This is a genomic window from Faecalispora jeddahensis, from assembly GCF_000577335.1.
GTDB classification, from domain to species: domain Bacteria; phylum Bacillota; class Clostridia; order Oscillospirales; family Acutalibacteraceae; genus Faecalispora; species Faecalispora jeddahensis.
Genome location: NZ_CBYL010000035.1, coordinates 13,611 through 35,835, shown reverse-complemented (window position 1 = coordinate 35,835; position 22,225 = coordinate 13,611). Strand labels below are relative to the sequence as shown.

The following is a 22,225-nucleotide window of genomic DNA, read 5'->3' as shown; positions in this document are numbered from 1 at the left end:
GGGTGGGAGGAACCCGCCGAACGGCGGAATCAGCGGCCCGGGGTTCACGGGGATCGGCGTTTCCTGCACGGGGAACAGGTCAAACTGCGGGCGGAAAGGGATGACCCATCCCACTGCGATGACCAGCCAGATCAGATACCGCCATTTTGCGGCGTACCGTTTTGATAAAAGAGGAAGCACCGCCGCATAGGCGAGCGTTACCAGCGTCATGGAAAGGGAGCATTGCAGTAAAGTGGTCAGAAAAGCCCGCATATCAATCCCTCTTTTCTTTCAGCCACTCTTCCAGCTGGTCAAGATCGCTTTCCTTCAGCTTCTTGCCGTCATACAGCGCGGTAACCAGGCTGGTAAACGAGTTCCCGTGAAAGCGTTCCATAAAATCTCCGGTTTCAAATTTCAGATATTCTTTCTTGCTGATCAGGGGAAAATAAGTACGCTCTTTCCCGTTCTTTTCCGTGCGGAGAAAGCCGCGTTCCACCAATCGAAGCATGAGCGTCAGGATGGTCTGCGCTTTCCATTCTTTCTCTTTCCCCAGCTGTTCCATAACCATTCCGGTCGTGATGGGCGGCTGGTTGGCCCAAACCACTTTCATAATTTCAAATTCCGCATCAGGGAGCCTTTTTACCACGCCCATAGCTGTGCCTCCAAATTCTACAAATGTCTTTATGCGTATTCTACATTTGTCTTAATTGATTGTCAAGCAGGTTTCAAAAAATATTTTTATGCGGAATATGGCTGTATGATGCCAATCAGGGCGCAGAACGCCCCGCTCTTTATTTAAAATGAAAAACACCTTACTTCGGGCCTGACTGGCCGAAATAAGGTGCCAAATGATATGGTATACAGGGGCTTCATCCGCCCTGCGGCGGGTCGGCGGGCTCCGTCCGCCGGTTTTTACGGTACGTAAGGTAATTCTCCAGAATGATGGTAGCAGCCACAGCGTCTACCACGGCCTTGCGGCGTTTGCCGCGCGTGTCGGTCGCGTTCAGGTAATTGTGCGCTGTGATGGTGGTTCCGCGCTCGTCGCAAAAGGTAACGGGAATGCCGCTTTCCTGCTCGAGCCTGGCCCCAAACGCGCGGGCGTTTTGGGCGCTTTCTCCTTCGCTGCCGTCCATGTTGCGCGGCAGGCCCACCACCAGCAGCTTTGCTTTCTGTGCCTGCGCGGCTTCCGCTATGGCCTGGCACAGGCGATCCGGGCTGTGCTCCTGCACCACCGCAAGCGGGCTGGCCAGAAGCTCGCCCTCGTCGCATATCGCAAGGCCGGTGCGCGCCTTGCCCAAATCTACTGCCAGTATCTTCATCGCAGGCCCTCCCGTTTGAAATCAAAATCTGTCTTTGAAAAGCGTATCACAAAGCCGCTATTCTCTCTTGCCAAAGGCGCGGGAAAATTGCCCGGCCCAGTTATCAATCGTCAGTTCTTCCGCGTCCAGTCGCGGGGAGCGGCGCAAGTGGGCTCTCCGGTCAGGTGGGAAGCATCATTTTTCAGACGGATGATGGCGTTCCGCTCCTCGTCAAAGTCGACAATGCTCACCGCGGTGTTATCGCTCCAGTCCATATCGTTGAGCTGTTCGATCGGCCATCCCGCGGCGCGGCAGAGAAAATTGCGGATGGCGCAGCCGTGGCTGGTCACAGCGATCGTTTTGCCGGGGTTTTCCTGAACCAGACGCATCACGGTGTCCCAGATGCGGTCGTAAATCTGCCGCATGCTTTCTCCCTGCTCAGAAACGAACTCGTACGGCGCCGTCCACCAGATTTCCGCCATTTCGGGGAATTTCTCGGGCAGGTCCGTCCACGGAATGCCCTCCCATTCGCCGCCGTCCAGTTCCATCAGCCCCTGCTCCTGCAAAATGGGCAGGTTGTGGTATTGGTTGATCGCCACAGCCGTTTCATACGCGCGCACCAGCGGGCTGGAATACAGCACATCGATTTTGGTGTTGCGCAGGCGCAGTGCCAGCAGTTCCAGCTGACGGCGCCCGTTTTCGGTAATTGGAGCATCCGTGTGCCCCTGAAAAATCTGTTTTACATTTCCTTCCGCCTCACAATGGCGGATCAAGATCACTCTGGTCATTCACTGCTCCCTTTCTTTGTCGTCACCAGGGCATGATGCCGCCGGTCAATTCCGTTACGGAAGAAATTCCGTTCTGCTGCATATATTCGTTCAGCCCCTTCAAAATATGCAGGGGCGCTTTTGGATCACTGAAAAACACGGTGCCGATCTGCAGCGCGGTAGCGCCCGCCAACAGCATTTCGACCGCGTCCTGCCAGGTGGAGATGCCGCCCATGCCGACCACCGGGATGTTCACCCTTGCGGCGGCCTGCCAAACCATGCGCACGGCGACCGGGAACACTGCCGGGCCGGAAAGCCCGCCCGTGTTGTTGTGCAGGATGGGCCTGCGGGTTTTGATGTCGATGCGCATTCCGGTCAGCGTGTTGATCAAAGAAATCGCGTCGGCTCCGGCACTTTCGGCCGCGGCGGCGATGTCGCCGATATCCGCAACGTTCGGGGAAAGCTTCACCATCAGCGGCTTTTTGCAGAACCTGCGCACCTGCGCGGTGATGTCCTCCACTCCGGCGCAGGAGGTGCCGAAGTGCACGCCGCCCTGTTTTACGTTCGGGCAGGAGATGTTCAGCTCGATCATATCAACGGCGGTGTCGGAAAGGCGCTCCGCCATTTCGCAGTATTCCGCCGGGGTGTTGCCCGCAATATTGGCGATAATCCGCGTTCCCTGCTGAGAGAGCCACGGCAGATCCTTTTCCATAAAGGTGTCGACGCCGGGATTCTGCAGTCCAACCGCGTTGAGCATGCCGCCGGGCGTTTCCGCAATGCGCGGCGGGGGATTGCCCGCGCGTTCTTTTAGTGTGATCCCCTTGCAGGAGATGCCGCCGAGCGTGGAGAGCGGGAAAAACTCCAGGTATTCGTGGCCGAAGCCAAAGGTGCCGGAGGCCGCGATCAGCGGATTCTGGAATTCCACCCCGGCAACGGTTACTTTCAAATCTGCCATGCGTTATTCCTCCCAAACAATACTGCGGCTGTCAAAGACGGGGCCGTCCTTACAGACATGGCCATAGACTTCTTTGCCGTCGCGCAGGATTTTGCAGGCGCAGCCAAGGCACGCGCCCACACCGCAGGCCATGCGCTCCTCCAGCGAAAACTGGGCGGGGATATTCTGTTCCTCCGCCAGAGCGCCGAGCGCTTTCAGCATCGGCTTCGGGCCGCAGGCAAAGAGAACGTCGGTTTCCGCCGCGTACTGGCGCGCGCAGTCCGCTACCGTACCGTGGAAGCCCATGCTCCCGTCGTCCGTCGCGATGAATACCCGACAGCCCGCCAGCGCAAAGTCGCGCGCCAGAATCACCGATTCCTGATTGCGAAAGCCGAGGATTACTGTGGCATTTTGACCGAATGGTCTTGCCGCCGCGAGCAGCGGGGGCACACCGATCCCGCCGCCGACGAACAGCGCCCGGCGGCTGGTGTCGCCGAGTTCAAAGCCGTTGCCCAGCGGGGCCAGCAGGTCGACAAAGTCGCCCAGGCGCTTTTGCCCCAGCATCGCGGTACCTTCGCCGCGCTCCTGAAAGACCAGGCGCAGGGTGCCGTTCTCCGCGTCGATGTCGCAGATCGAGATGGGGCGGCGCAGGGTTTTGCCCGGCACCAGCACATGCACGAACTGCCCCGGCTTTGCCGCGTGGGCAAAGTCCTCCGCATCCACAATCCAGTCGTGGATTCCCGGCGCGGGCTGCTTGCGGTAGATGATTTCGCACTGCATCGTATCATATTTCATAGGCGTTATCCGATCCTCCCGATTCTTGTGGTAATCGCGTCACGCATGCGTACGGCTTCCCTTGCGGCGGCCTTTGCGAACTCCTGTTCGGGGGCGTTTTCCTTCTGCCACGCGCACAGAATGCTGCGGGAAGCGTTGATCACCGCGCCGAGGCCCGAGGCGTCGAAGGCCGGGGCTACGTCGTCCGCGCCGCCTCCCTGTGCGCCGTAGCCCGGTACAAGGAAGAACGTGTGGGGGAATTCAATGCGCAGCTCGCGCAGCTGTTCGGGGTAGGTGGCGCCCACTACCGCGCCGACGCCCGAATACACATATGCGCCGGGCAGCAGCTCGCCCCACTGTTCGCACATCACGCCCATCTGGTAATAGACGGATTTTCCGTTTTTCAGCTGCTGATCCTGCAGCTCGCCGGAGGAGGGGTTCGAGGTTTTCACAAGGACAAAAATGCCCTTATCCTCTTGTTTACATAAACCAAGCAGGGGCTTGATTCCGTCGGAGCCGAGGTATGCGTTCACCGTCAGCGCGTCGCCCGCAAAGGTGGTCAGCCGCTCGCCGTCCACATCTGTTTTGCCCAGGTGCGCGTTGGCGTACGCCTCCATGGTGGTGCCGATATCGTTGCGCTTGCCGTCGGTGATGACGAACAGTCCCCGTTCGCGGGCGTAATCCATCGTTTCGGCCAGCGCGCGCATTCCCGGCCAGCCGAGCGCTTCATAGTAGGCGCACTGGGGCTTGATCGCAGGCACAATGGGGGCCAGCTCGTCGATCAGAGCGCAGTTAAAGCGCAGCACCGCGTCGGCTGCGCCCTCCAATGTTTTGCCGTATTTCGCGTAGGATTCTTCCCGAAGAAAGCGGGGAATATACTCCAGCTTGGGGTCCAGTCCCGCAACGGTAGGGTTTTGCTTTTCGATGATCTTTTCAATCAGCGTGTCCAGTGACATAAGGCTCCTCCTCCAATTTAAAATGCCGTCGGCTGTGAGGCCGCTTTTTTCGGTCTCCCCCGCCGAATGACGAGGGAGACCTGTTTGAGTTTCAAGGAAATTCCGGGCGGCTCTGCGTTGTGTCCGTTACGCCTCCCGGTAGACGACGCTACCGCGGCATACGGTATATTTGACCTTGCCGGAAAGCTCCAACCCGGCAAAGGGGGTATTGCGGCTTTTTCCGTGCAGCTTCGCGGGGTCCACCGTCCAGCGCTCGCTTTCGCTGAACAGGACGATATCCGCCGGCGCGCCCTGTTTCAGCGTGCCGCCGGGGATTCCGAGAATCCTTGCCGGGATGACCGACATTTTTTCAATCAGCTGCGCAAGTGTTAGGCAGCCGGTGTTGACCAGATAGGTGATGCCCACGGCGAGCGAGGTTTCCATGCCGATCGAGCCGTTCGGCGCGGTGAGAAAATCCGCTTTTTCCGCCGGTGTGTGCGGCGCGTGGTCGGTTGCGATCGCGTCGAGTGTGCCGTCGCGCAGCGCTTCGCGGATCGCGAGCAGATCGTGTTCGGTGCGCAGGGGCGGGTTCATCCGGCAATCGCCGTTTTTAGAAAGCAGCGCCTGCTCCGTCAGAGAAAAATAATGCGGGGCGGTTTCCGCGGTTACCTGCACGCCGCGGCGTTTTGCGTCGCGGATCATCGCGGCGGCGATCGCTGTGCTCACGTGGCAGATGTGAATCGGCACTCCATATGATTCGGCCAGCGTAATGTCCCGCGCGGTGCCGCATTCCTCGGCGGCGGCGGGGATGCCCGGCACGCCGAGCTGTCGGCTGATTTCGCCCTCATTCATCAGGCCCCCGGCAGCCAGATATAAATCCTCGCAATGGGAAACGACCCGCAGGCCCAGCCGCGCCGCCTGCTTCATTCCTTCGGCCATCAGGCGGGTGTCGGTCACGGGCCGCCCGTCATCTGAAACGGCGGTAACGCCCGCCGCTTTCAGCGCGGCCATGTCGGTCAGCACTTCGCTTTTCAGGCCCGTGGTGATTGCGGCGGTTACATATACGCGCGCATCGGCGTGCTCCGCGCGGGCGAGAATGTCCCGGGCTACTTCGGGCGTGTCGGTCACGGGGTTGGTGTTCGGCATTGCCAGAAGGCTCGTGACGCCGCCCGCTGCCGCTGCGCGGCATCCGCTCTGGATGTCCTCCTTCTGCGTAAAGCCCGGGTCGCGCAGGTGAACATGCATGTCCACCAGTCCGGGGGCTGCTGTCAGTTCGCCCGCTTCGATCACTCTTGCGCCCTGTGCCGAAAGGTGCTCGCCGATTTCCGCGATGACACCGTCCCGTACCAAAAGATCGCCGATGAGGTCGATTCCGTCCGCAGGGCTTACAATCCGGGCGCCCCGGATAAGAAGCTGTTCCGCCATAATGCCGCCTCCTGTATATTCTTTTTGTAGCCGTACTATCAAAAGGATATTTTAGTTCTTCCCCCGCCAAAGGCGGGGGAAGAACGGTTTCTTTCTATTCCTATTATACATGATTTGGGGAAGTCCGTAAACCGCGCAACTGTTCCGAAAAAGCGAGTCGTTTGCCGAAACTTCTTTGCCAATGTGCCGATCGTTCTTTAGCTCTGCAGCAGCGTCGCGGTGAGCGCAAGCAGCTCGCGGGTGTACATGGCAGATAAGATATTGCGTGGGCTTTCGGCGCTCACGGCATAGGGGGTCAGCCCCTGCCGCTTGGCCAGCCACGAGGCGCGCAGCTGATGGTATTCATCGGTCACGATCGCTGCGTTAAAACCAAGGTTGTGCTTGTCCAGCAGCTCTTTGGAATACCGAATGTTTTCCTCCGTGCTTTCAGAGCGGTCCTCCAGCAGAATCCGGTCGGCCGAAATACCGCGCTCAACCAGCTTTTCGCGGATCACCTCGGCTTCGCTGCGGTTTTCTCCCTCGCCCTGCCCGCCGCTCGCGACACACATGGCTTCGGGATTTTCTTTCAGGTAGCGTTCCGCCGCGCCGATGCGCGCCCAAAGGTCAAGGCTGGGCTCGTCCCCCCGAACCTGGCTGCCCAGCACGATGGCCGGGGTGCTGGCCGGGGGCGTGTAGTTTGCGGCAAGGATCATCTGCACTGTCAGAACCCCAGCCCATAAAAATCCGGCGGCCAGCAGACCGGACAGAATCCGTGTGCCGGTGCGGTATGTTTTTAGATGTCCGGCAGCTTCGGCGCGGCGTTTCAGCAGCGGCGCAAATCCGCCCCACAAAAGAAGAAAGACGCACAGCCCGATACCGAGGTAATTCCCGATATTCCAAATGCCGACACTGCCGGGCCACAGGTACCAGATCAGCCCGGCGGCGGGTAACAGCAAGATCAGCCTTTTCATGTCAAGCACTCCTTTTTGAAGATCAGTCACCGTTCCCGGGCTTTGAAATCGAGAGACTGCGGGCATTTATCCTGGCCCGGCATTCCCTTTTTTTCTCTGCGGGAACGGCATGAAACCTGATTTTTTCTTTAGTATAACAAAAAAAGCAAGAAATGAAAAGGAAACGGGAGGTGAGGAGGAGAACGAACAGGAATATATGCCGGAAAAACACCGATTTGGCCGGGAAAATACGGGCAATATGGCAAACGCTTTTTAAATGGCAGGGAATTGACTTGATTTTTGGAAAGGGCTATAATTAAAATACTATTTTATAAACCAATTGGAGGTTCATTTATGAAACGCGTGTATAACTTTTCTGCGGGTCCTTCCGTCCTGCCGGAAGCGGTTTTGCGCCGTGCGGCAGAAGAAATGTTAGATTACCAGGGCAGCGGCCAGTCAGTTATGGAGATGTCCCATCGATCTAAAATCTTTGAAGGAATCATCGAGTCCGCGGAAAGTTGTCTTCGCGAGCTGATGAACATTCCCGAAAACTATAAAGTGCTGTTTTTGCAGGGCGGCGGCTGGTCGCAGTTTGCGATGGTTCCGCTGAACCTGATGGTAAACAGCGGCAAGGCGGATTTTGTCGTTACCGGTCAATGGGCCGCAAAGGCGCAGGAGGAAGCGTCCCGCTACGGTGAGGCTCACATTGTGGCTTCCTCCAAAGACAAGACCTTCAGCTATATCCCCGAGCTTGACCCCGCAACCTTTACGCCGGATGCGGATTACTTCTACATTTGCATGAACAACACCATTTACGGCACCCGCTATACGAAGCTCCCCGAAACCGGGAACGTGCCGCTGGTTGCGGATATTTCCTCCTGCATTCTCAGCGAGCCGATCGATGTTTCTAAATTCGGTCTGCTGTTTGCCGGCGCGCAGAAGAACGTTGCGCCCGCGGGCCTTACCATGGTGATCGTTCGCGAGGATCTGATCGGCCATGCCAAAGAGTTTACTCCCACCATGTTCAATTATAAGATTCACGCGGACAACGGCTCTTTGTTCAACACACCGCCCTGCTACCCGATTTATATCTGCGGACTGGTGCTGGAGTGGATCAAGAGCGAGTTCGGTTCTCTGGAGGGCATGAAGGCCCACAATGAGAAAAAAGCGGGGATTCTGTACGATTTCCTCGATCAATCGAAGATGTTCCGCGGCACGGTCGTGAAAAAGGATCGTTCTTTAATGAACGTACCGTTCGTGACCGGCAACGACGAGTTGGATAAGAAATTCGTCAAAGAGGCGGAGGCAGCCGGCTTTGTCAACCTGAAGGGACACCGCTCCGTAGGCGGCATGCGCGCTTCCATTTACAACGCGATGCCCATCGAGGGCGTGCAAAAGCTTGTGGATTTCATGGCGGAGTTTGAAAAAAACAACGCCTGATTCCTTTATTGTTCCTTCACCTGAAAAAAGGTATCATTCAAACAGGAGTTTCCTCCCCGCCTGTGGTGGGGAGGAAATCAGCGACCTTTTTCGGTGAAAATGATTTTAAATATGCAGAAAGAACAGAGGGCTCAAAGAAATGTATCGTGTTAAAACACTGAACAATATTGCAGAAGAAGGCCTTTCGCGCCTTGGGCAGGGCTATGAGTACGGCAATGACATCCAAAACCCGGAGGGAATTCTGGTGCGCTCCGCCGCCATGCACGACCTGGAGCTGCCGAGTGAGCTGCTGGCCATCGCCAGAGCGGGCGCAGGCGTTAACAACATTCCGGTAGACAAATGCAGCGAGCGCGGCATCGTGGTGTTCAACACGCCCGGCGCCAACGCCAACGCCGTAAAAGAGCTGGTCATCGCGGGGCTGTTCCTCACCTCCCGCAAAATCGCCCCCGCACTCGAGTGGACCAAAACCCTGAAGGGCAAGGGCAGCGATGTCAGCAAGCTGGTCGAAAAGGGCAAGGGTCAGTTCGCAGGCCCCGAAATCAAGGGCAAGAGCCTTGGCGTCATCGGTCTTGGCGCAATCGGCATTCTGGTAGCGAATGCCGCCAAGAATCTGGGGATGGAGGTTTACGGCTACGACCCGTACCTTTCCGTGGATGCGGCCTGGGGCCTGTCCCGCTGGGTGCACCATGCCAGAACGCTTGACGAGATCTTTGAAAACTGCGATTATCTGACCGTTCATGTTCCGCTCACGCCCGACACCAAGGGTCTGATCAATGTCGACTCCATCGCAAAGATGAGGGATGAAGTTCGCATTTTGAACTTTGCGCGCGGCGAACTGGTAGATACCGCTTCTGTGCTCGATGGCCTGAAATCCGGCAAGATCGCGGCATACGCCACCGATTTCCCGTCCGATGAGCTGATCGGCGTTGAAAATGTTCTGGCGATTCCCCACCTGGGCGCTTCCACCCCCGAGTCGGAAGAGAACTGCGCCCGCATGGCGGTGGATGAGCTGAAAGAATTCCTCGAGAACGGTAATATCCGCAATTCTGTCAATATGCCGTCGATTTCCATGCCCCGCGCCCATGCGGTTCGCATCTGCGTTTTTCATCGTAATGTGCGCAATACCATCAGCCGCTTTTCCGGCGTGATGGCCAACGCGGGCATCAATATTGAGAACATGCAGAGCAAATCGAGAGGCGATTATGCCTACACGATTCTGGATGTGACCGGCGAGGTGGACGACGCGGCGCTTGAGCCGATGAGGCAGATGGAAGAAATCATCCGCCTGCGCGTGATTCGCTGAACCCATCCTGAACCTGACGCGTACTGCCGCCCCACGGCGAAGGTGGAGGGCGCAGAGTTAAATATCAAGTGATGATGAACTGCTTTTTTTGGTGGCCGCTGGAACCCAGTGACAATGAGGAAACCTTGAAAAGCAGTTTTTTTTTACCCTTTTGTGGATGCTGGAGGGATTTCCCCTCAGGATCGGGTTAATAGGCTGGGGCATTCTCCCCCGCCGCAGGCGGGGGAGAATGCGAATGCTTTTGATAGGCGATTTTCAGGTGTTTTGGTTATGTTAGAGATAACGAAGGAGAAAACAAAATGAGGATTGGTTTAATTGGATACGGCGGTGTAGGGAAGGCCTTGATCAAGCTGATTACAGAAAAAAGCCCTGCGCTGAAGGCACAGGGTGTCAACCTGGAAGTGATCTACATCATGGGGTCGAAAAAGGGGCTTTACAACCCCCAGGGGATCGATTGCGCCCAATTGTTGGCTGCCTCGAAAGATGGGCAAAGCATAACGATTGAGGATACGGATGAAAGCAGGGAAATCACCCCGGAGTTTATGCTGCAAAACAAAGATATCGATTTGCTGGTGGAGCTGACAAGCACGAATAAGGAAACAGGGGAACCGGCACGGAGCTATATTTTGAAAGCGCTGCAAAATAAAATCCATGTTGTGACAGGCAATAAAGGCCCCATTGTGCACAGCTACCGTGAATTGGCTCAGGCTGCAAAAGAAAACGGGGTGCATTTGGGGATTGGGTGTACCTGCGGCGGGGCGCTTCCTTCCGTCAATGGCGGAACGATCGAAATGGCCGGTTCAGAAGTTTACTCCATCGAGGGTGTGCTAAACGGCACGACCAACTATATTTTAAAAGAGATGGAGGATACCGGCTGCACCTATGGGGCTGCATTGGAAAAGGCAAAAGCCTGCGGGATCGCGGAAGCAAATCCCAGCTTTGATGTGGACGGGTGGGACACGGCATTCAAACTGCTGATCCTTACTAATGTGGTTATGAAACAGGACAAAAAGCTGTCCGACATCCAAATAGAAGGGATTACCGGCCTGACGCCGGAGGATATCCAAATGGCCCGGGCAGAAGGGAAGCGATATAAGCTGATTGGGCGGACCGTACGGGAAGGGGAAGCGCTCCAGATGATGGTCAGGCCCGAGATGCTGAGTGTGGAGCACCTTCTATATCACGTAGACGGCAAAAATAAGGCAGTCAGATATGAGTCGGATACCTTAGGGGAACTGACATTGATTGGCGGGGCGTCGGGCACTACGGCTGCCGCTGCCTCTATCCTGAGGGATATCGTATCTATTTGCAGCCGGTAGCCAGCTGCTGGCGAGCGGGCGTAGGTGTCAGCGACATTCCGGCGGACAAAGGCAATGGAAAAGGCATCGTAGTGTGTTTAACACCTCCGGCGCCAACGCCGCAAAAGAGCCGACAATTGCGGGACTGTTCCTTACTTTCTGCAAATCATCATCCCGCGATCGAGTGGGCCCAACCCCTGAAGGGCAAAAGCAGCGATACCCGCAAGCTGACCGAAAAGGACAAGGAGCAATTCGCGGGCCCGAAATCAAGGGAAAGAGCCTCGATATCATCAAGCTTAGCGCGATCGTATTCTGGCAGCAAACGCCGCCAAGAATCTGGGAATAGAGAATTACGGCGATGACCCGTACCTTTGCATGGATGCGCCTAGTCTTGGCGCGTTGATAAAAGAAAGAGAGGTAATGATATGGTAATTCAGGAAGTTCCGTTCTGCACTGTCGACTGGAGCTCGATTGAGCCCACAGTACATCCGGGCGTGACCGGAGAAGCCCGCTGGCGTACCTTTGAAATGGGAAATATCCGCGTCCGCATGGTGGAATACACCCCGGGATATTTTGCGGATCACTGGTGTAAGCGCGGCCATGTCCTTCTCGTTTTGGAGGGAGAGCTGGTAACCGAGCTGGAAGACGGGCGAGAGTTTACGATGACGCCCGGAATAAGCTATCAGGTCGCCGAAGATATCAACCCTCATCGTTCCCACACGGAAAAGGGAGCGAAGCTTTTCATCGTAGACTGATTTTGCCCCGTGATACATATGGAAACGCTCACAGAGGATCTCCCTTTGCTTCGTGCAGAGGGAGATCTGTTTTAAAAAGGCTGCCGCAATTTTCGAATTGCGGCAGCCTTTTTGATGTTTATTTGATCAGCGTGAATAGAAGCTCCGATAAGGGGTAGCCGACGAAGTGGGCGAACGCGAACAGAGCGGCCAAAAGCGATAACACGATCGTGGTCAGGCCGCTGAGCAGCATTCTGCCGCGCCGGGGCCGCGGCGTTTTGTTGATTTCCCGCTGGGGCTCGATTTCCTCCTCGCGGGATAAGCGAAGCTTCTTGATCAGATCATAAGTAACGCCTGCGCAGGTGAGAAGAAATGCGACGGCAAGGAGGAGTTCAAACCACCGGATCGCGGAGTCCTGCGAAGAGAAAAACACTTTTAAAATGCCGATGAGAATCATGGCGGCGGAAACACCCCTCAGCAAAGCATTTTTGTTTTCGCTTTCCTCCGGTTTTTCCTTCGGATTCTTTTTCACAGGTTTTCCTCCTTCAGGTGTCTCTTTTCAGGCCGATCAAAATGGTCGGCTCCGACTTACTTGCCTAGAAAATTTGCTACGATCCAAATCAGGAAGCCCACGTACAAGATCAGCGCAAGCGTGTACCAAAGCATCTGCCTGCGGCGAATTTGCCGCGGGGCCTCTGCCCCTTCGTTTTGGTAATAGCGCCGCATCCGCACCCAGTCATACAGAAAATAAACCAGAAGGAGAAAGAACAAAGCGATGTCCGCAAGTTCAAACCAGTGTCGAGTAGGGTCCCAGGGCGGGTAGTGACTCTTTATTCCGCTGATAAGTAGAGTGACCATACAGAGGATCAGAATTGTTCGTGTAATCCAATTCGGTTTACCTTTATATTTCACAAGATATCCCTGCTTTCTGAATAATGGAGAATTCATTTCCACCTTACCATCAAGAAGGTTGATATGATTAACATAACATTGTAAATAGAAATTGTCAATAAATTATACTAATCAACAATTATTATGGTGAATGCTGCGGTTTATGTATTTACATAACAGCACGCTTATCTTCAACATGGTTTTTTATGGCCTGACTGGATGCAATAATCCCAAGTTCCATTTATCGTTCTTAAAAAATAGGGCTGCCGCAATTGTGGTCGCCTTATTTTTTAGCTGACGATTCTTTTTCTGGCTGCAGCAGGTGCAGGTTGGCTTCCGTGCTGTCTAAATACAGCTCCTCCGTTTCGGCCTGCGCTTGCCTCAGCTCTTCGATCGTGTCGCTTATTTTATTGAACAGCGTTAAGTACATTTTTTGATAATCTGGCATGGGCATCACCTCAATGTTATTTTAGGACAAATAGTCCAAAATGTCAATAGGACTATTTGTCCTTGGATATACTTGAGTTGGTGATGAAAATGAAAATCAGGATTCGTGATATGCGCGAAGACCATGATATGACGCAAAAACAGGTAGCAGAATTTTTACTCTGCGACCAGTCGTTGTATTCAAAATATGAGCGAGGAGAGAGGGAAATTCCCTTAAATATGATGGTTAAGCTTGCACAGCTGTATCATACCAGTGTGGATTATCTGGCTGGCCTGACGGATGATAGTAGACCCTATCGCTAATTGTTCGACGGTATAACAAGTGTGCTTTTTGCAGGAGGGTACCAGTGAATTACGAATACAGCAAAATGATGGGGAAAAAGATCAGTGCCCTTCGGCTAGCAAAAGGGCTGACACAGGAGGAGCTGTCTGCCCGGCTACAGGTGGCCGGCTGTGACCTGACCAGAAGCGCTTTGGCTAAAATAGAGGTGGGGCAGCGCCACCTATATCCCGATGAAATCAAGGCGTTAAAAACGGCGCTTGGTGTCGGTTATGAAGAACTGTTCGTCTAAAAGAATCCGCGATATGCGTGAACACCACGATCTGACCCAAAAGCAGGTGGCGGAGTTTTTACTCTGCGACTAGTCGTTGTATTCAAAATATGAGCGTGGGGAGAGAGAAATCCCCTTACACAGGATGATTCGGCTGGCACAGCTGTATCATACCAGTGTAGATTATCTGGTCGGCCTGACGGACGACAGCAGACCTTATCGGTAATCGAATAGCAAAAACAAAAGCACCGGAGCAGCCCCCATTTTTGAGGGGCTTGCTCCGGTGCTTATAAAATAATTGCTTTGTATGATTTTTAGAGAAAATTCTGCAAAAATTAAGTGGAGGTCAAATGCACCAGGTGTGCCACACCGGGGACGCTTTCCCCCTGCTGCTGAGAGGTAGTGGACGTCAGCGCACCTGTGGCGATAAACAGCACATTGTTCAGCTCGCGGCTTTGCAGACGGTTTAAAATCACCGAGCAAAGCACCGAAGCCGAGCAGCCGCAGCCGGAGCCGCCCGCGTGCACATCCTGTTTTTCGCGGTCGTACAGCATCATGCCGCAGTCGTTGTGAACGTCTGTAATATCCAGGTTGTTGTCGGCTAAAATTTGGCGGACCAGCTTGGTGCCGATCAGCCCCAGGTCACCGGTTAAAATCAAGTCGTAGTCCTTTGGCATTGTGCCGGTGTCCTGCAGAAAATCCGAAATGGTCTGCGCGGCAGCTGGGGCCATCGCGGCGCCCATATTGGCCGCGTCCTTGATGCCAAGGTCTACGATGCGTCCTACCGTCACATCGGCAACAAACGGGCCCTTTCCACTGGTACCCACAATCACCGAGCCGGAGGCCGTGGCCGTCCACTGTGCGGTGGGGGTTCGCTGTCCGCCGTATTCCAGCGGCAGGCGGAACTGCCGTTCCGCTGAGCAGAAATGGGAGGAAGTAACAGCCGCCGCCTTGCGGGCCGCGCCGCTCTCTACCACAATCGAGGCCAGCGCCAGCGTCTGCGCCATGGTGGAGCACGCGCCAAACTGCCCTAAAAAGGGAATGTCAAGACTGCGCAGGCCGAAGGTGGAGGAAAGGCACTGATTGAGCAGGTCGCCCGCGAAAATGTAGTCAATATCCTGTGCGGTTACACCCGCTTTGCGCAGCGCCAGATTTACGGCCTCCGTCTGCAGGCGGCTTTCCGCTTTTTCCCAGCTGCTTTCGCCCAGCGTCGTGTCCTCAAAGGAAAGATCAAAAAAACTGCTTAATGGCCCCTGCATCTCCTTTTTGCCTACGACAGAGGCGAATCCCTCGATCGTGGGCCGGTTGGTCATCTGTAGGGTATAGCGTCCGATTCGTTGTGCCATGATTTTGCCCTCCTCAGTACCAGCCGAACAGGTAGATAATGATCCCGTAGATCACCGATGTGCAGATGCCGTACACCAGAACCGGCCCGGCGATCACGAACATTTTTGCGCCGATGCCCATCACATAGCCCTCCGGCTTAAATTCCATGGCGGGCGATACCATTGAGTTCGCAAAACCCGTAATGGGCACGAGCGTACCGGCCCCGGCGTGCTTTGCCAGATTATCGTAAATTTTCAGCGCGGTAAAGATTGCCGTCAGGGCGATCAGTACGGTGGATTCCGCCCCGCGCGCTTCCTTTAAATCCAGGCCGGAGCTTTGGAACCAGTTCACCAGGAACTGGCCGAACGTGCAGATCGCCCCGCCCACCAGAAACGCCATCAGGCAGTTTTTCAGGATTGGACTGGGCGGCGACGCCTTCTCCGCCATTTTGGAATATTCTTCTTTCGTCATTTTTTTCAACAGGTTCATCCCCTTTTGTGATTGCGTTAACATTGCTATCTTTTCCTTTGGGGAACGGAATATGCAAAAAAATCCCGCGCTTGGGTATGCTAACCGAAGCGCGGGATTTTATGTTTTGTTTTATTTTTCATGCTGTGAAAGCTTTTTTAAATATGCCGTAAGTTTGTTTCGGCTCAGACACGCGGCTAACCCAGCAGAGGAGCAAGGTTCAGACCGCTGCAGGTAGTGAGGAACTTTATGAGCTTTTCGCGGATGATCTCGACGCCGCCCGCCGCGTCGCTTTCCATGTTCAGCGGCATGATGGGGTCGTGCACGCTCAGGCGCAGCAGGAACCAGCCTTCTCCCTCGCCTTTGCCGAACGATACGCGCAGTCCCTCGCGGTTGTCCGGTGCGATCTGCCAGCCCTGCTCCTTGGCATACTGTTCCAGGTCGGCCAGAATTTTCTCGCCGCACTCGCGAAACGCTTCTTCGGTGATCGGCAGGCGGATTTCCGTCGCTTCCTTCGGTTCGGCCAGCGATTCGAGCAAGCTTTCAAGCGTCTTGCCCTCCTTGCGCAGCACCGCCAGCTTGATGATGATTTTTGTCACCAGATAGGCGCCGTCGTCGAGAAAATAATTTTCGCGCATGGCTGCGTGACCGGAGGTTTCAATGGCCAGCGGGCAGTTGATTCCCGCCTCGTTCAGGCGAACAGCCTCGTTGATCACGTTCTTATACCCGCGCTTAAAGCGGTGGTGAACGCCGCCGAGCGTCGTTTCAATGTAGCGCTTCAGTCCATCGGAGGTGATGGAATCGGTCACGATCGTACCGCCATCGTTGCCTTCCAGCGCAATCGCGGAGGCCAGCGCGACCAGACGGTTGCGGTTAATCTCCATGCCCTGGCTGTCCACCGCGCCGCCGCGGTCTACGTCGGTGTCGAAAATCACGCCCAAATCCGCGCCCGAAATAACTGTGGCGCTGCACACGGAATCCATGGCCTGCTGATTTTCCGGGTTCGGCACATGGTTCGGGAACATGCCGTCCGGGTCGAGAAACTGGCTTCCGTTGATGTCCGCGCCGAGCGGCTCGAGCACGTCGTAGGCGTAAAAGCCGCCGGCTCCGTTCCCGGCGTCAACCACAATGTGGAAGCCCTCCAGCGGTCGGTCGTAGTTTTCCGCATTTACACCCTGTTTGATGATGTTGCGCAGGTGTGCGCTGTAAATTTTCATGTGGTCGCTCGGCTCCACGCTGCCGGGTTTGTCTGCCGCGGGGGCTTTGTTTTCCTGCGCGTACAGCAGTAAAGCTTCAATATCGGGCGCATCCAGTCCACCTGTTTTTACAAAGAATTTCAGCCCGTTCCGGTTGAACGGATGGTGGCTGGCGGTAATCTGTATCGCGCCGTCGCAGGGGATGTCCAGCGTCGCCATAAACATAGACGGCGTTGAGGCAAGGCCGCAGTCGAATACACGGATTCCGCAGCCGGTGAGGGCACGGGTAACCACCGCGCTGATGCGGGGAGCGGAGATGCGCGAATCGTGGCCCAGCGCCACAGAAAGCTCGCTCGACGCCTTGCGCGCTTTCTCCGAGAGCCACAGGGCAAAGCCGCGCGCAATGCGCTCAATCACTTCGTCGGTCAGGTTGACCGGCTCGGGGCCTTCACTGGCTACCCCGCGAATGTCGGTGCCGCTTTTGAATTGCTTCCATTCTTTTGTCAGCATAAAATCCTGCTCCTTTTATAGTGGGCGCGGGCGCGCCGAAAATAAATCGGGAATTGTAACTCTATTATAGAATAAAGCGGCGGGAAAGTATAGCCCATTCGCTTGATAAAGTGATTTGATACAAAAGCAGCAATTCTTCCCCGCAAAAGGCGGGAGAAGAAAGCAAAGCGTTCATCAATCACAGATTTGGGCAGGCTGCTCTGCCCGCAGAATCAAAAGGAGGAATTGCCATGGAACTCATTCGCATTGAGGGAATCGAAAAACGGTACTGGAACGGAGAGGAGGAAATCCGCGCGCTCGACGATTTGAACCTGAAGATTGAGGAGGGGGAATTTGTCGCGATCGTCGGGCCGTCGGGCAGCGGCAAATCGACGCTGATGAACCTGCTGGGGTGTCTGGACCTTCCCACAGCGGGAGAATATTACTTAAACGGGGAGAATGTGGCGAAGATGTCGGAGGACCGGCTGTCGCGCATCCGCAATACAGAGATCGGCTTTGTGTTTCAGGGCTTCAATCTGATCCCCACGCTCGACGCGCTGGAAAACGTGGAGCTGCCGCTCGTATACCGCGGCCTGCGCAAGACGGAGCGGCACGAATTGAGCCGCGAGGCGCTCAGGCGTGTTGGACTTGAAAATCGGCTGTTCCACCGCCCGGGGCAGATGAGCGGCGGCCAGCAGCAGCGCGTGGCGATCGCCAGAGCCATCGCGGCCCGCCCGCCGGTGATTCTGGCGGACGAGCCGACGGGAAATCTTGATTCGCAGTCCGGGCAGGAGGTGATGGAGATTCTGAAAAGCCTGAATGGCGAGGGCAGAACGGTGATCCTTATCACGCATGATGACAAAATCGCGGCGCAGGCTGGAAGAAAAATCCGGATACAGGACGGCAAAATCGTAGAAATCAGTTCGTGATGTTCGGTTGACAAATAAGGGGAAACTGATATAATATTAGTGACTTTAAGGCGGCGCAGGTACCCTTATTTGAAACGGGGGAATTTTCTATGGGAAAATCTGTTTTAGAATTACATGATCTGGATGTGCCCGGTTTTATTCGGGTATTAGAGAAATGCAAGGGGAATGTGTTTTTGGTGACACGCGAGGGAGACCGCCTGAATTTGCGCAGCAAGCTTTCTCAGCTGATGGGGCTGACCCACCTGATCGAGGGCGGGAAAATTGCAGAGGCGTTTTTGGAGTGCGACGACCCCGAAGACGAAAGCATGCTGTTTCGCTATAATCTGTTTCAAAAACCTTGAATAAGTTTTCCAGCGGAAAAGCCGAAAGCGGTTTGAAACGGTTTTGAAAGGTGATTTGCGCTTTGCCAAAGCTTCTGCGCGGCGATCCCTTTTGAGCTGGAATACTCCTCTAAAAAAGCAAAGGCCGCTCCGAACGAGCGGCTTTTTTATTGAAAGGATTGTTTCCTATCACACGGCGAAAAAAAGTATCCATTCCAGCGCTGTTCGCAGCGATTATCTTAGGTATAGCAACCTGGTTTTTTGCATCTGATCCAGAGCGAAGTCCCGGCGGCCTCAATATTCCATCCGGTGATTTTATCAGCAGTGAAACGGGCAGCGTTTCCGTTTATTATCTCGATGTCGGCCAGGGGGACAGCGAGTTGATCTGTCTGCCGACCGGCGAAAACATATTGATTGACGCCGGTCTTTCCGAGGGGGCAGATCAGCTCACGACATATCTTGGGCAGCTTGGTGTGCGCAAAATCGATTACCTGATCGCGACCCATCCGCACGCGGACCATATCGGCGGGATAGCGAAGGTCATCAGCAATCTGGAGATCGGCAAGATCTATGTGCCAAAGGTGGCGGACAGCCAGGTTCCCACCACGCGCGTTTACGAGAATATGCTCGACGCGGTGAAAAAGAAAGGCCTGCGCCTGACGCAGGGCAAGGCAGGCATGACGGTTCTGGAGCAGGACAATACACGGCTCGAATTTTTAGCCCCGGTAGAAGACGAGTACAATGACCTGAACAACTACTCCATCGTAGCCAAGCTGACTTTTGGGCAGCGTACCTTTTTGTTTACCGGGGATGCGGAGAAGGAAAGCGAACAGCAGATGCTGAAAAAATATAGCGATGCCCTTCGCTGTGATGTGCTGAAGGTCGGGCATCACGGCAGCAACAGTTCCACCACGGCCAGCTTCCTGAAGGCCGTGTCGCCCCAATACGCGATCATTTCCTGCGGGAAAGACAATGACTACGGCCACCCGCATAAAGAGACGCTCAGCCGCCTTTCCGCGGCCAAGGCGGTGGTTTACCGCACGGATGAGCAGGGAACCATACTGGTGAGCAGCGACGGAACCGATTTGACGGTAAAGACAGGGCTTCCATTGCTGGCAGCATCGTGAGAAATTAGTTTGATAAATAAAAAGCCTGCGCTGGTGTTCAGCGCAGGCTTTTTATTTTAATGTTTCTTTTTGGGGAGATTTTACTTTATTTCAGGGCGTGTCTCTTAAACTGACGCGTTAAACCTGCGTATAAGTCACGGGCGTAAACTAAGTGTGCATGCACGTTGCGTGGAGGCTCAAAGAACAACTTCCGTTTTGCACTTCATTCGCTACGCGTGCGCTGGCTGTTTCCATACGGAAACAGCCTTTTTAATAATCGCTTTTAAAATTAGACTTTGTTTTTACAGGTTCTCCGTATACCTTCTGCTGGCGCAGGGCTTGCCCCTCGTGCCGGGGCGGGCACTTACTTTCGAAACGAGGCGGCGTTAAGCAAAGACTTGCCAAAGGGGAGAGTTTCGATTCTCTCCCTCTTGGAATCCCCTCAGGGCAACCAAAGGCGCTGCCTTTGGAAACTGTGAGAAGTTCCCGCTCTGGTTCTGTTTCACGTATAGGCACAGCCTGTGTGTGAAACGAGTGTGTAAGGTAAGCTTGAACGTCTGCAAATGGTACGGGAAGCACTCTGTAAACCAACGAAAGAATGCGGCGAAGCCACATTCCAAAAGCTGCGAGCCAACGAGAGCGCTCTGAAAATGACCGCCGACGGATGAAAGCACTAAGCTTTTGATTTGCTGTTGCTAGGAGAGTGGACATTTTCATTGGAGCGCCTTTAAAGTAGTCTTCGTTTACACTATTAGAAACCGTTCCCCAAACGGATTCCAAAGGTGTCCTTTGGAAGGCCTTTGCTTACTTTCGTCCTTTCACGAAAGTAAGTGCCCGCCCCGGCATGAGGGGCATGCCCTGCGCCAGCAGAATTTAGAGAGGAAACCTGTAAAGAAAAAATATTGATTATATAGAGGGTTGTTTCCGCGTAAGGATAGCCAGCGTACGCGCGACGAATGGAGCGCGAAGCGCGGACTTTTCTCTACACTTCCACGCGGTGTACGCGTAGGCTTAGCCTGCCGCGACGTATGTGCAGGTTTAACCTGCTGCAGGATCAGCCTGCTCAAAAAAGAAGCGCCATCCCTCGTTGAGGGACGGCGCTTTCGGCCAAAGGCCGATCAGCCGCACAGGGTGATTTGTGCGGCGAATTGCATTCTTACAGACAACGGCGCGACGGAGCCGGAACCACAGCTCTGGGGAGAGGCCCGCGGTTTCACAGAGAAGCAAATCAATCATTGGGAATAATGGTTGAAATTTGAATTTATAAAAACGGCCCCGCTTTGCCCTGTCTGTAAGGCAGCAAAAAAGCGCGTATTACGGAATCCCCCGGCAAAAGGGATGCTTCCATAACACAGCGCTACCATTTAAGTGCAATACACAATTCCACGAAAGTGAGAAGAACCCCCGATATATCCCTTCTCCTCACCCTGCCCCTGTACAAAAGGGGCAAAATGGGTTATAATTGTGTCTGCAATTCGCAGCAAAAGCTGTTGTTATGGAGGCCTACTCTCCGTAGCAGGGGATGGGTGGTGGTGCACCCCTCCCCGCTTTGCACTTAATTGTACCTTACGGGTACAGCTTACCATTTTTTGGGTTAGATTGCAAGATAAATTGTAAAGATGCGAAAAATTGTCACATTTGGAATAAGTGCGCCGGATTTGAGAAATCCGGCGTTTTTTATGCCTGCAAGCGGCGGAGAAAACAGGCGAGAGAAGAGATAATAAAAAAGCCCCTATGCGTAAAGCACAGGGGTTCTCTGCTTTTTCAGAGCTTGTCCAGCCTTATAAGGTTGAAGAAGCGGCGGACAAATCTGTTCCGAACCATTGTTTTGAAAGCTTTGAAATCGTTCCGTCTTCAGACAGTTCATTCAGCGCTTCCTGCACTTTAACGGTCAGGCTTTCGTCTGCCTTTCGGAACGCAACGGAATAATTTCCGGTTTCGAGCGTTTCGGCGGGGTCAGACCCAGTTTGTCCCAAAATACGGTATTGCTCGGGCGCTTGCTTCAGATAATATTCAGCGGAGACCTCGTCCATGATCACGGCGCTGATCCTTTTGCTGTCCAGAGAGCTCTTGGCCTGGGCGTAATCCTGATACGTTCCCAGCTGCGCCAGGCAGCTCTTGAATGCGGTGGATGCTTCTACCGCCTGCTGGCCGCCGGAGCCTTCCTTTACGCCAACCCGCTGGCCTTTCAGGTCGGCCAGATTATTCAGCGGGCCGTCAGCCAGTGCGAACACAACCTGACTGCTCTTCATGTAACCAAACGTCAGGTTCGACAATTCGCTCTGTTGGGTGGGCTTGCTGTAACTGCTCCAGAAGCAGTCGATCTCATCATTGTTCAGGGCCTGCTGGGCTTTGGAGGGGGAGAGTGTTTTAAATTCAACCGCAACACCCAGTTCCTGCGCCACCTCGCGGGCGCTCTCTACGGCAAATCCCGTCAGGTTTCCGTCTTTATCGTAAAAAGACAGCGGCTCAAAATTTTCTTCCACACCTACGACCAGTGTATCTTTTGTCCGTACCGTATTCCAGGACGGATCCGTGGGAGAAGAGGAGCTCGAACTGACTCCGGAGCAGCCTCCCATAGAAAATCCTATGGCACACACCAGCAGTAGGGCTGAAAGTGCTTTTTTCATATTTTAGATTCTCCTCTTTGGAATATCTTTTTTGGAAAAGTTAAAACTTTTTTATT

Annotated in this window: 26 protein-coding genes and 1 pseudogene; 11 read left to right on the top strand and 16 right to left on the bottom strand. The window is 54.5% G+C overall.

The features are described 5' to 3' along the window. From TY09_RS12945 to TY09_RS12905, 9 genes and pseudogenes are all read right to left on the bottom strand, one after another. Nucleotides 1–252, bottom strand: a pseudogene (locus tag TY09_RS12945) (hypothetical protein); the annotation flags it as partial. A gap of 1 nt (nt 253) precedes the next feature. Then, nucleotides 254–631, bottom strand: a complete 378-nt coding sequence (locus tag TY09_RS12940) for a BlaI/MecI/CopY family transcriptional regulator (protein WP_042435123.1) — start codon at nt 629–631, stop codon at nt 254–256. A 217-nt stretch (nt 632–848) separates the two neighbouring features. Beyond that, nucleotides 849–1,298 (bottom strand): Holliday junction resolvase RuvX, encoded by a 450-nt coding sequence (ruvX, locus tag TY09_RS12935; protein WP_042435120.1) that lies wholly within the window; start codon nt 1,296–1,298, stop codon nt 849–851. A 110-nt stretch (nt 1,299–1,408) separates the two neighbouring features. Next, a complete protein-coding gene (locus TY09_RS12930) occupies nt 1,409–2,065 on the bottom strand; it encodes a histidine phosphatase family protein (RefSeq protein WP_009063226.1) in 657 nt (218 codons plus the stop codon). Between the two features lie 22 nt (nt 2,066–2,087). After that, on the bottom strand, nt 2,088–2,999 hold the full coding sequence (locus TY09_RS12925) for a dihydroorotate dehydrogenase (protein WP_042435116.1): 912 nt from the start codon (nt 2,997–2,999) through the stop codon (nt 2,088–2,090). Between the two features lie 3 nt (nt 3,000–3,002). Beyond that, nucleotides 3,003–3,773, bottom strand: a complete 771-nt coding sequence (locus tag TY09_RS12920; protein WP_042435115.1) for a dihydroorotate dehydrogenase electron transfer subunit — start codon at nt 3,771–3,773, stop codon at nt 3,003–3,005. Nucleotides 3,774–3,778: 5 nt separating this feature from the next. Beyond that, nucleotides 3,779–4,708, bottom strand: a complete 930-nt coding sequence (gene pyrF / locus TY09_RS12915) for an orotidine-5'-phosphate decarboxylase (protein ID WP_042435113.1) — start codon at nt 4,706–4,708, stop codon at nt 3,779–3,781. 126 nt (nt 4,709–4,834) lie between these two features. Further along, a complete protein-coding gene (locus TY09_RS12910; RefSeq protein WP_042435112.1) occupies nt 4,835–6,112 on the bottom strand; it encodes a dihydroorotase in 1,278 nt (425 codons plus the stop codon). A gap of 197 nt (nt 6,113–6,309) precedes the next feature. Further along, nucleotides 6,310–7,062 (bottom strand): YdcF family protein, encoded by a 753-nt coding sequence (locus TY09_RS12905; protein WP_042435109.1) that lies wholly within the window; start codon nt 7,060–7,062, stop codon nt 6,310–6,312. Between the two features lie 109 nt (nt 7,063–7,171). Here TY09_RS12905 and TY09_RS18375 point away from each other — a divergent pair, with 109 nt between their 5' ends. The 5 genes from TY09_RS18375 to TY09_RS12885 all read left to right on the top strand — a co-directional run bounded on the left by TY09_RS18375 (nt 7,172) and on the right by TY09_RS12885 (nt 11,837). After that, entirely contained in the window at nt 7,172–7,318 is a 147-nt protein-coding gene (locus TY09_RS18375) for a hypothetical protein (RefSeq protein ID WP_157037052.1), read from the top strand. Between the two features lie 77 nt (nt 7,319–7,395). Further along, nucleotides 7,396–8,481, top strand: coding sequence for a 3-phosphoserine/phosphohydroxythreonine transaminase (gene serC, locus TY09_RS12900; protein ID WP_042435106.1), 1,086 nt, complete (start codon nt 7,396–7,398; stop codon nt 8,479–8,481). A 139-nt stretch (nt 8,482–8,620) separates the two neighbouring features. Further along, nucleotides 8,621–9,784, top strand: a complete 1,164-nt coding sequence (locus TY09_RS12895; RefSeq protein WP_042435104.1) for a 3-phosphoglycerate dehydrogenase family protein — start codon at nt 8,621–8,623, stop codon at nt 9,782–9,784. Nucleotides 9,785–10,083: 299 nt separating this feature from the next. Continuing rightward, nucleotides 10,084–11,103, top strand: coding sequence for a homoserine dehydrogenase (locus TY09_RS12890; RefSeq protein ID WP_042435102.1), 1,020 nt, complete (start codon nt 10,084–10,086; stop codon nt 11,101–11,103). Nucleotides 11,104–11,507: 404 nt separating this feature from the next. Further along, the gene (locus TY09_RS12885; RefSeq protein WP_042435099.1) at nt 11,508–11,837 is read left to right on the top strand and encodes a DHCW motif cupin fold protein; all 330 of its coding nucleotides are present in this window, start codon (nt 11,508–11,510) and stop codon (nt 11,835–11,837) included. 118 nt (nt 11,838–11,955) lie between these two features. Here the strand turns inward: TY09_RS12885 and TY09_RS12880 are convergent, their stop codons facing one another. The 3 genes from TY09_RS12880 to TY09_RS18635 all read right to left on the bottom strand — a co-directional run bounded on the left by TY09_RS12880 (nt 11,956) and on the right by TY09_RS18635 (nt 13,155). Continuing rightward, entirely contained in the window at nt 11,956–12,348 is a 393-nt protein-coding gene (locus TY09_RS12880) for a hypothetical protein (protein ID WP_042435094.1), read from the bottom strand. A 56-nt stretch (nt 12,349–12,404) separates the two neighbouring features. After that, nucleotides 12,405–12,728 carry a hypothetical protein gene (locus tag TY09_RS12875; protein ID WP_042435091.1) on the bottom strand — a complete coding sequence of 108 codons (324 nt, stop codon included), beginning with the start codon at nt 12,726–12,728 and terminating at the stop codon, nt 12,405–12,407. 262 nt (nt 12,729–12,990) lie between these two features. Further along, complete coding sequence (locus TY09_RS18635) at nt 12,991–13,155, bottom strand: hypothetical protein (protein WP_009063312.1); 165 nt, start codon at nt 13,153–13,155, stop codon at nt 12,991–12,993. 89 nt (nt 13,156–13,244) lie between these two features. On the opposite strand from TY09_RS18635, the gene TY09_RS12870 reads away from it, so the two are divergent. From TY09_RS12870 to TY09_RS19030, 3 genes are all read left to right on the top strand, one after another. Further along, entirely contained in the window at nt 13,245–13,457 is a 213-nt protein-coding gene (locus tag TY09_RS12870; RefSeq protein WP_081487997.1) for a helix-turn-helix domain-containing protein, read from the top strand. A 44-nt stretch (nt 13,458–13,501) separates the two neighbouring features. Then, the gene (locus TY09_RS12865; protein ID WP_081759664.1) at nt 13,502–13,726 is read left to right on the top strand and encodes a helix-turn-helix domain-containing protein; all 225 of its coding nucleotides are present in this window, start codon (nt 13,502–13,504) and stop codon (nt 13,724–13,726) included. 76 nt (nt 13,727–13,802) lie between these two features. Then, a complete protein-coding gene (locus tag TY09_RS19030; protein WP_411918602.1) occupies nt 13,803–13,931 on the top strand; it encodes a helix-turn-helix domain-containing protein in 129 nt (42 codons plus the stop codon). A 109-nt stretch (nt 13,932–14,040) separates the two neighbouring features. Here the strand turns inward: TY09_RS19030 and spoVAD are convergent, their stop codons facing one another. The 3 genes from spoVAD to TY09_RS12850 all read right to left on the bottom strand — a co-directional run bounded on the left by spoVAD (nt 14,041) and on the right by TY09_RS12850 (nt 17,205). Then, the gene (gene spoVAD, locus TY09_RS12860) at nt 14,041–15,051 is read right to left on the bottom strand and encodes a stage V sporulation protein AD (protein ID WP_009063280.1); all 1,011 of its coding nucleotides are present in this window, start codon (nt 15,049–15,051) and stop codon (nt 14,041–14,043) included. 13 nt (nt 15,052–15,064) lie between these two features. Then, nucleotides 15,065–15,544, bottom strand: coding sequence for a stage V sporulation protein AC (gene spoVAC / locus TY09_RS12855; protein WP_009063335.1), 480 nt, complete (start codon nt 15,542–15,544; stop codon nt 15,065–15,067). Between the two features lie 152 nt (nt 15,545–15,696). Continuing rightward, complete coding sequence (locus TY09_RS12850; RefSeq protein WP_042435088.1) at nt 15,697–17,205, bottom strand: phosphohexomutase domain-containing protein; 1,509 nt, start codon at nt 17,203–17,205, stop codon at nt 15,697–15,699. Nucleotides 17,206–17,435: 230 nt separating this feature from the next. Between TY09_RS12850 and TY09_RS12845 the strand changes: the two genes are divergently transcribed. From TY09_RS12845 to TY09_RS12835, 3 genes are all read left to right on the top strand, one after another. Beyond that, nucleotides 17,436–18,113 carry an ABC transporter ATP-binding protein gene (locus tag TY09_RS12845; RefSeq protein WP_042435087.1) on the top strand — a complete coding sequence of 226 codons (678 nt, stop codon included), beginning with the start codon at nt 17,436–17,438 and terminating at the stop codon, nt 18,111–18,113. 89 nt (nt 18,114–18,202) lie between these two features. Further along, nucleotides 18,203–18,454, top strand: coding sequence for a hypothetical protein (locus tag TY09_RS12840; RefSeq protein WP_009063373.1), 252 nt, complete (start codon nt 18,203–18,205; stop codon nt 18,452–18,454). Between the two features lie 149 nt (nt 18,455–18,603). Next, the gene (locus TY09_RS12835; protein WP_042435084.1) at nt 18,604–19,560 is read left to right on the top strand and encodes a ComEC/Rec2 family competence protein; all 957 of its coding nucleotides are present in this window, start codon (nt 18,604–18,606) and stop codon (nt 19,558–19,560) included. Nucleotides 19,561–21,320: 1,760 nt separating this feature from the next. On the opposite strand, the gene TY09_RS12830 is transcribed toward TY09_RS12835, so the two are convergent. Next, a complete protein-coding gene (locus tag TY09_RS12830) occupies nt 21,321–22,169 on the bottom strand; it encodes a transporter substrate-binding domain-containing protein (RefSeq protein ID WP_009063198.1) in 849 nt (282 codons plus the stop codon). Between the last annotated feature and the right edge of the window lie 56 nt (nt 22,170–22,225).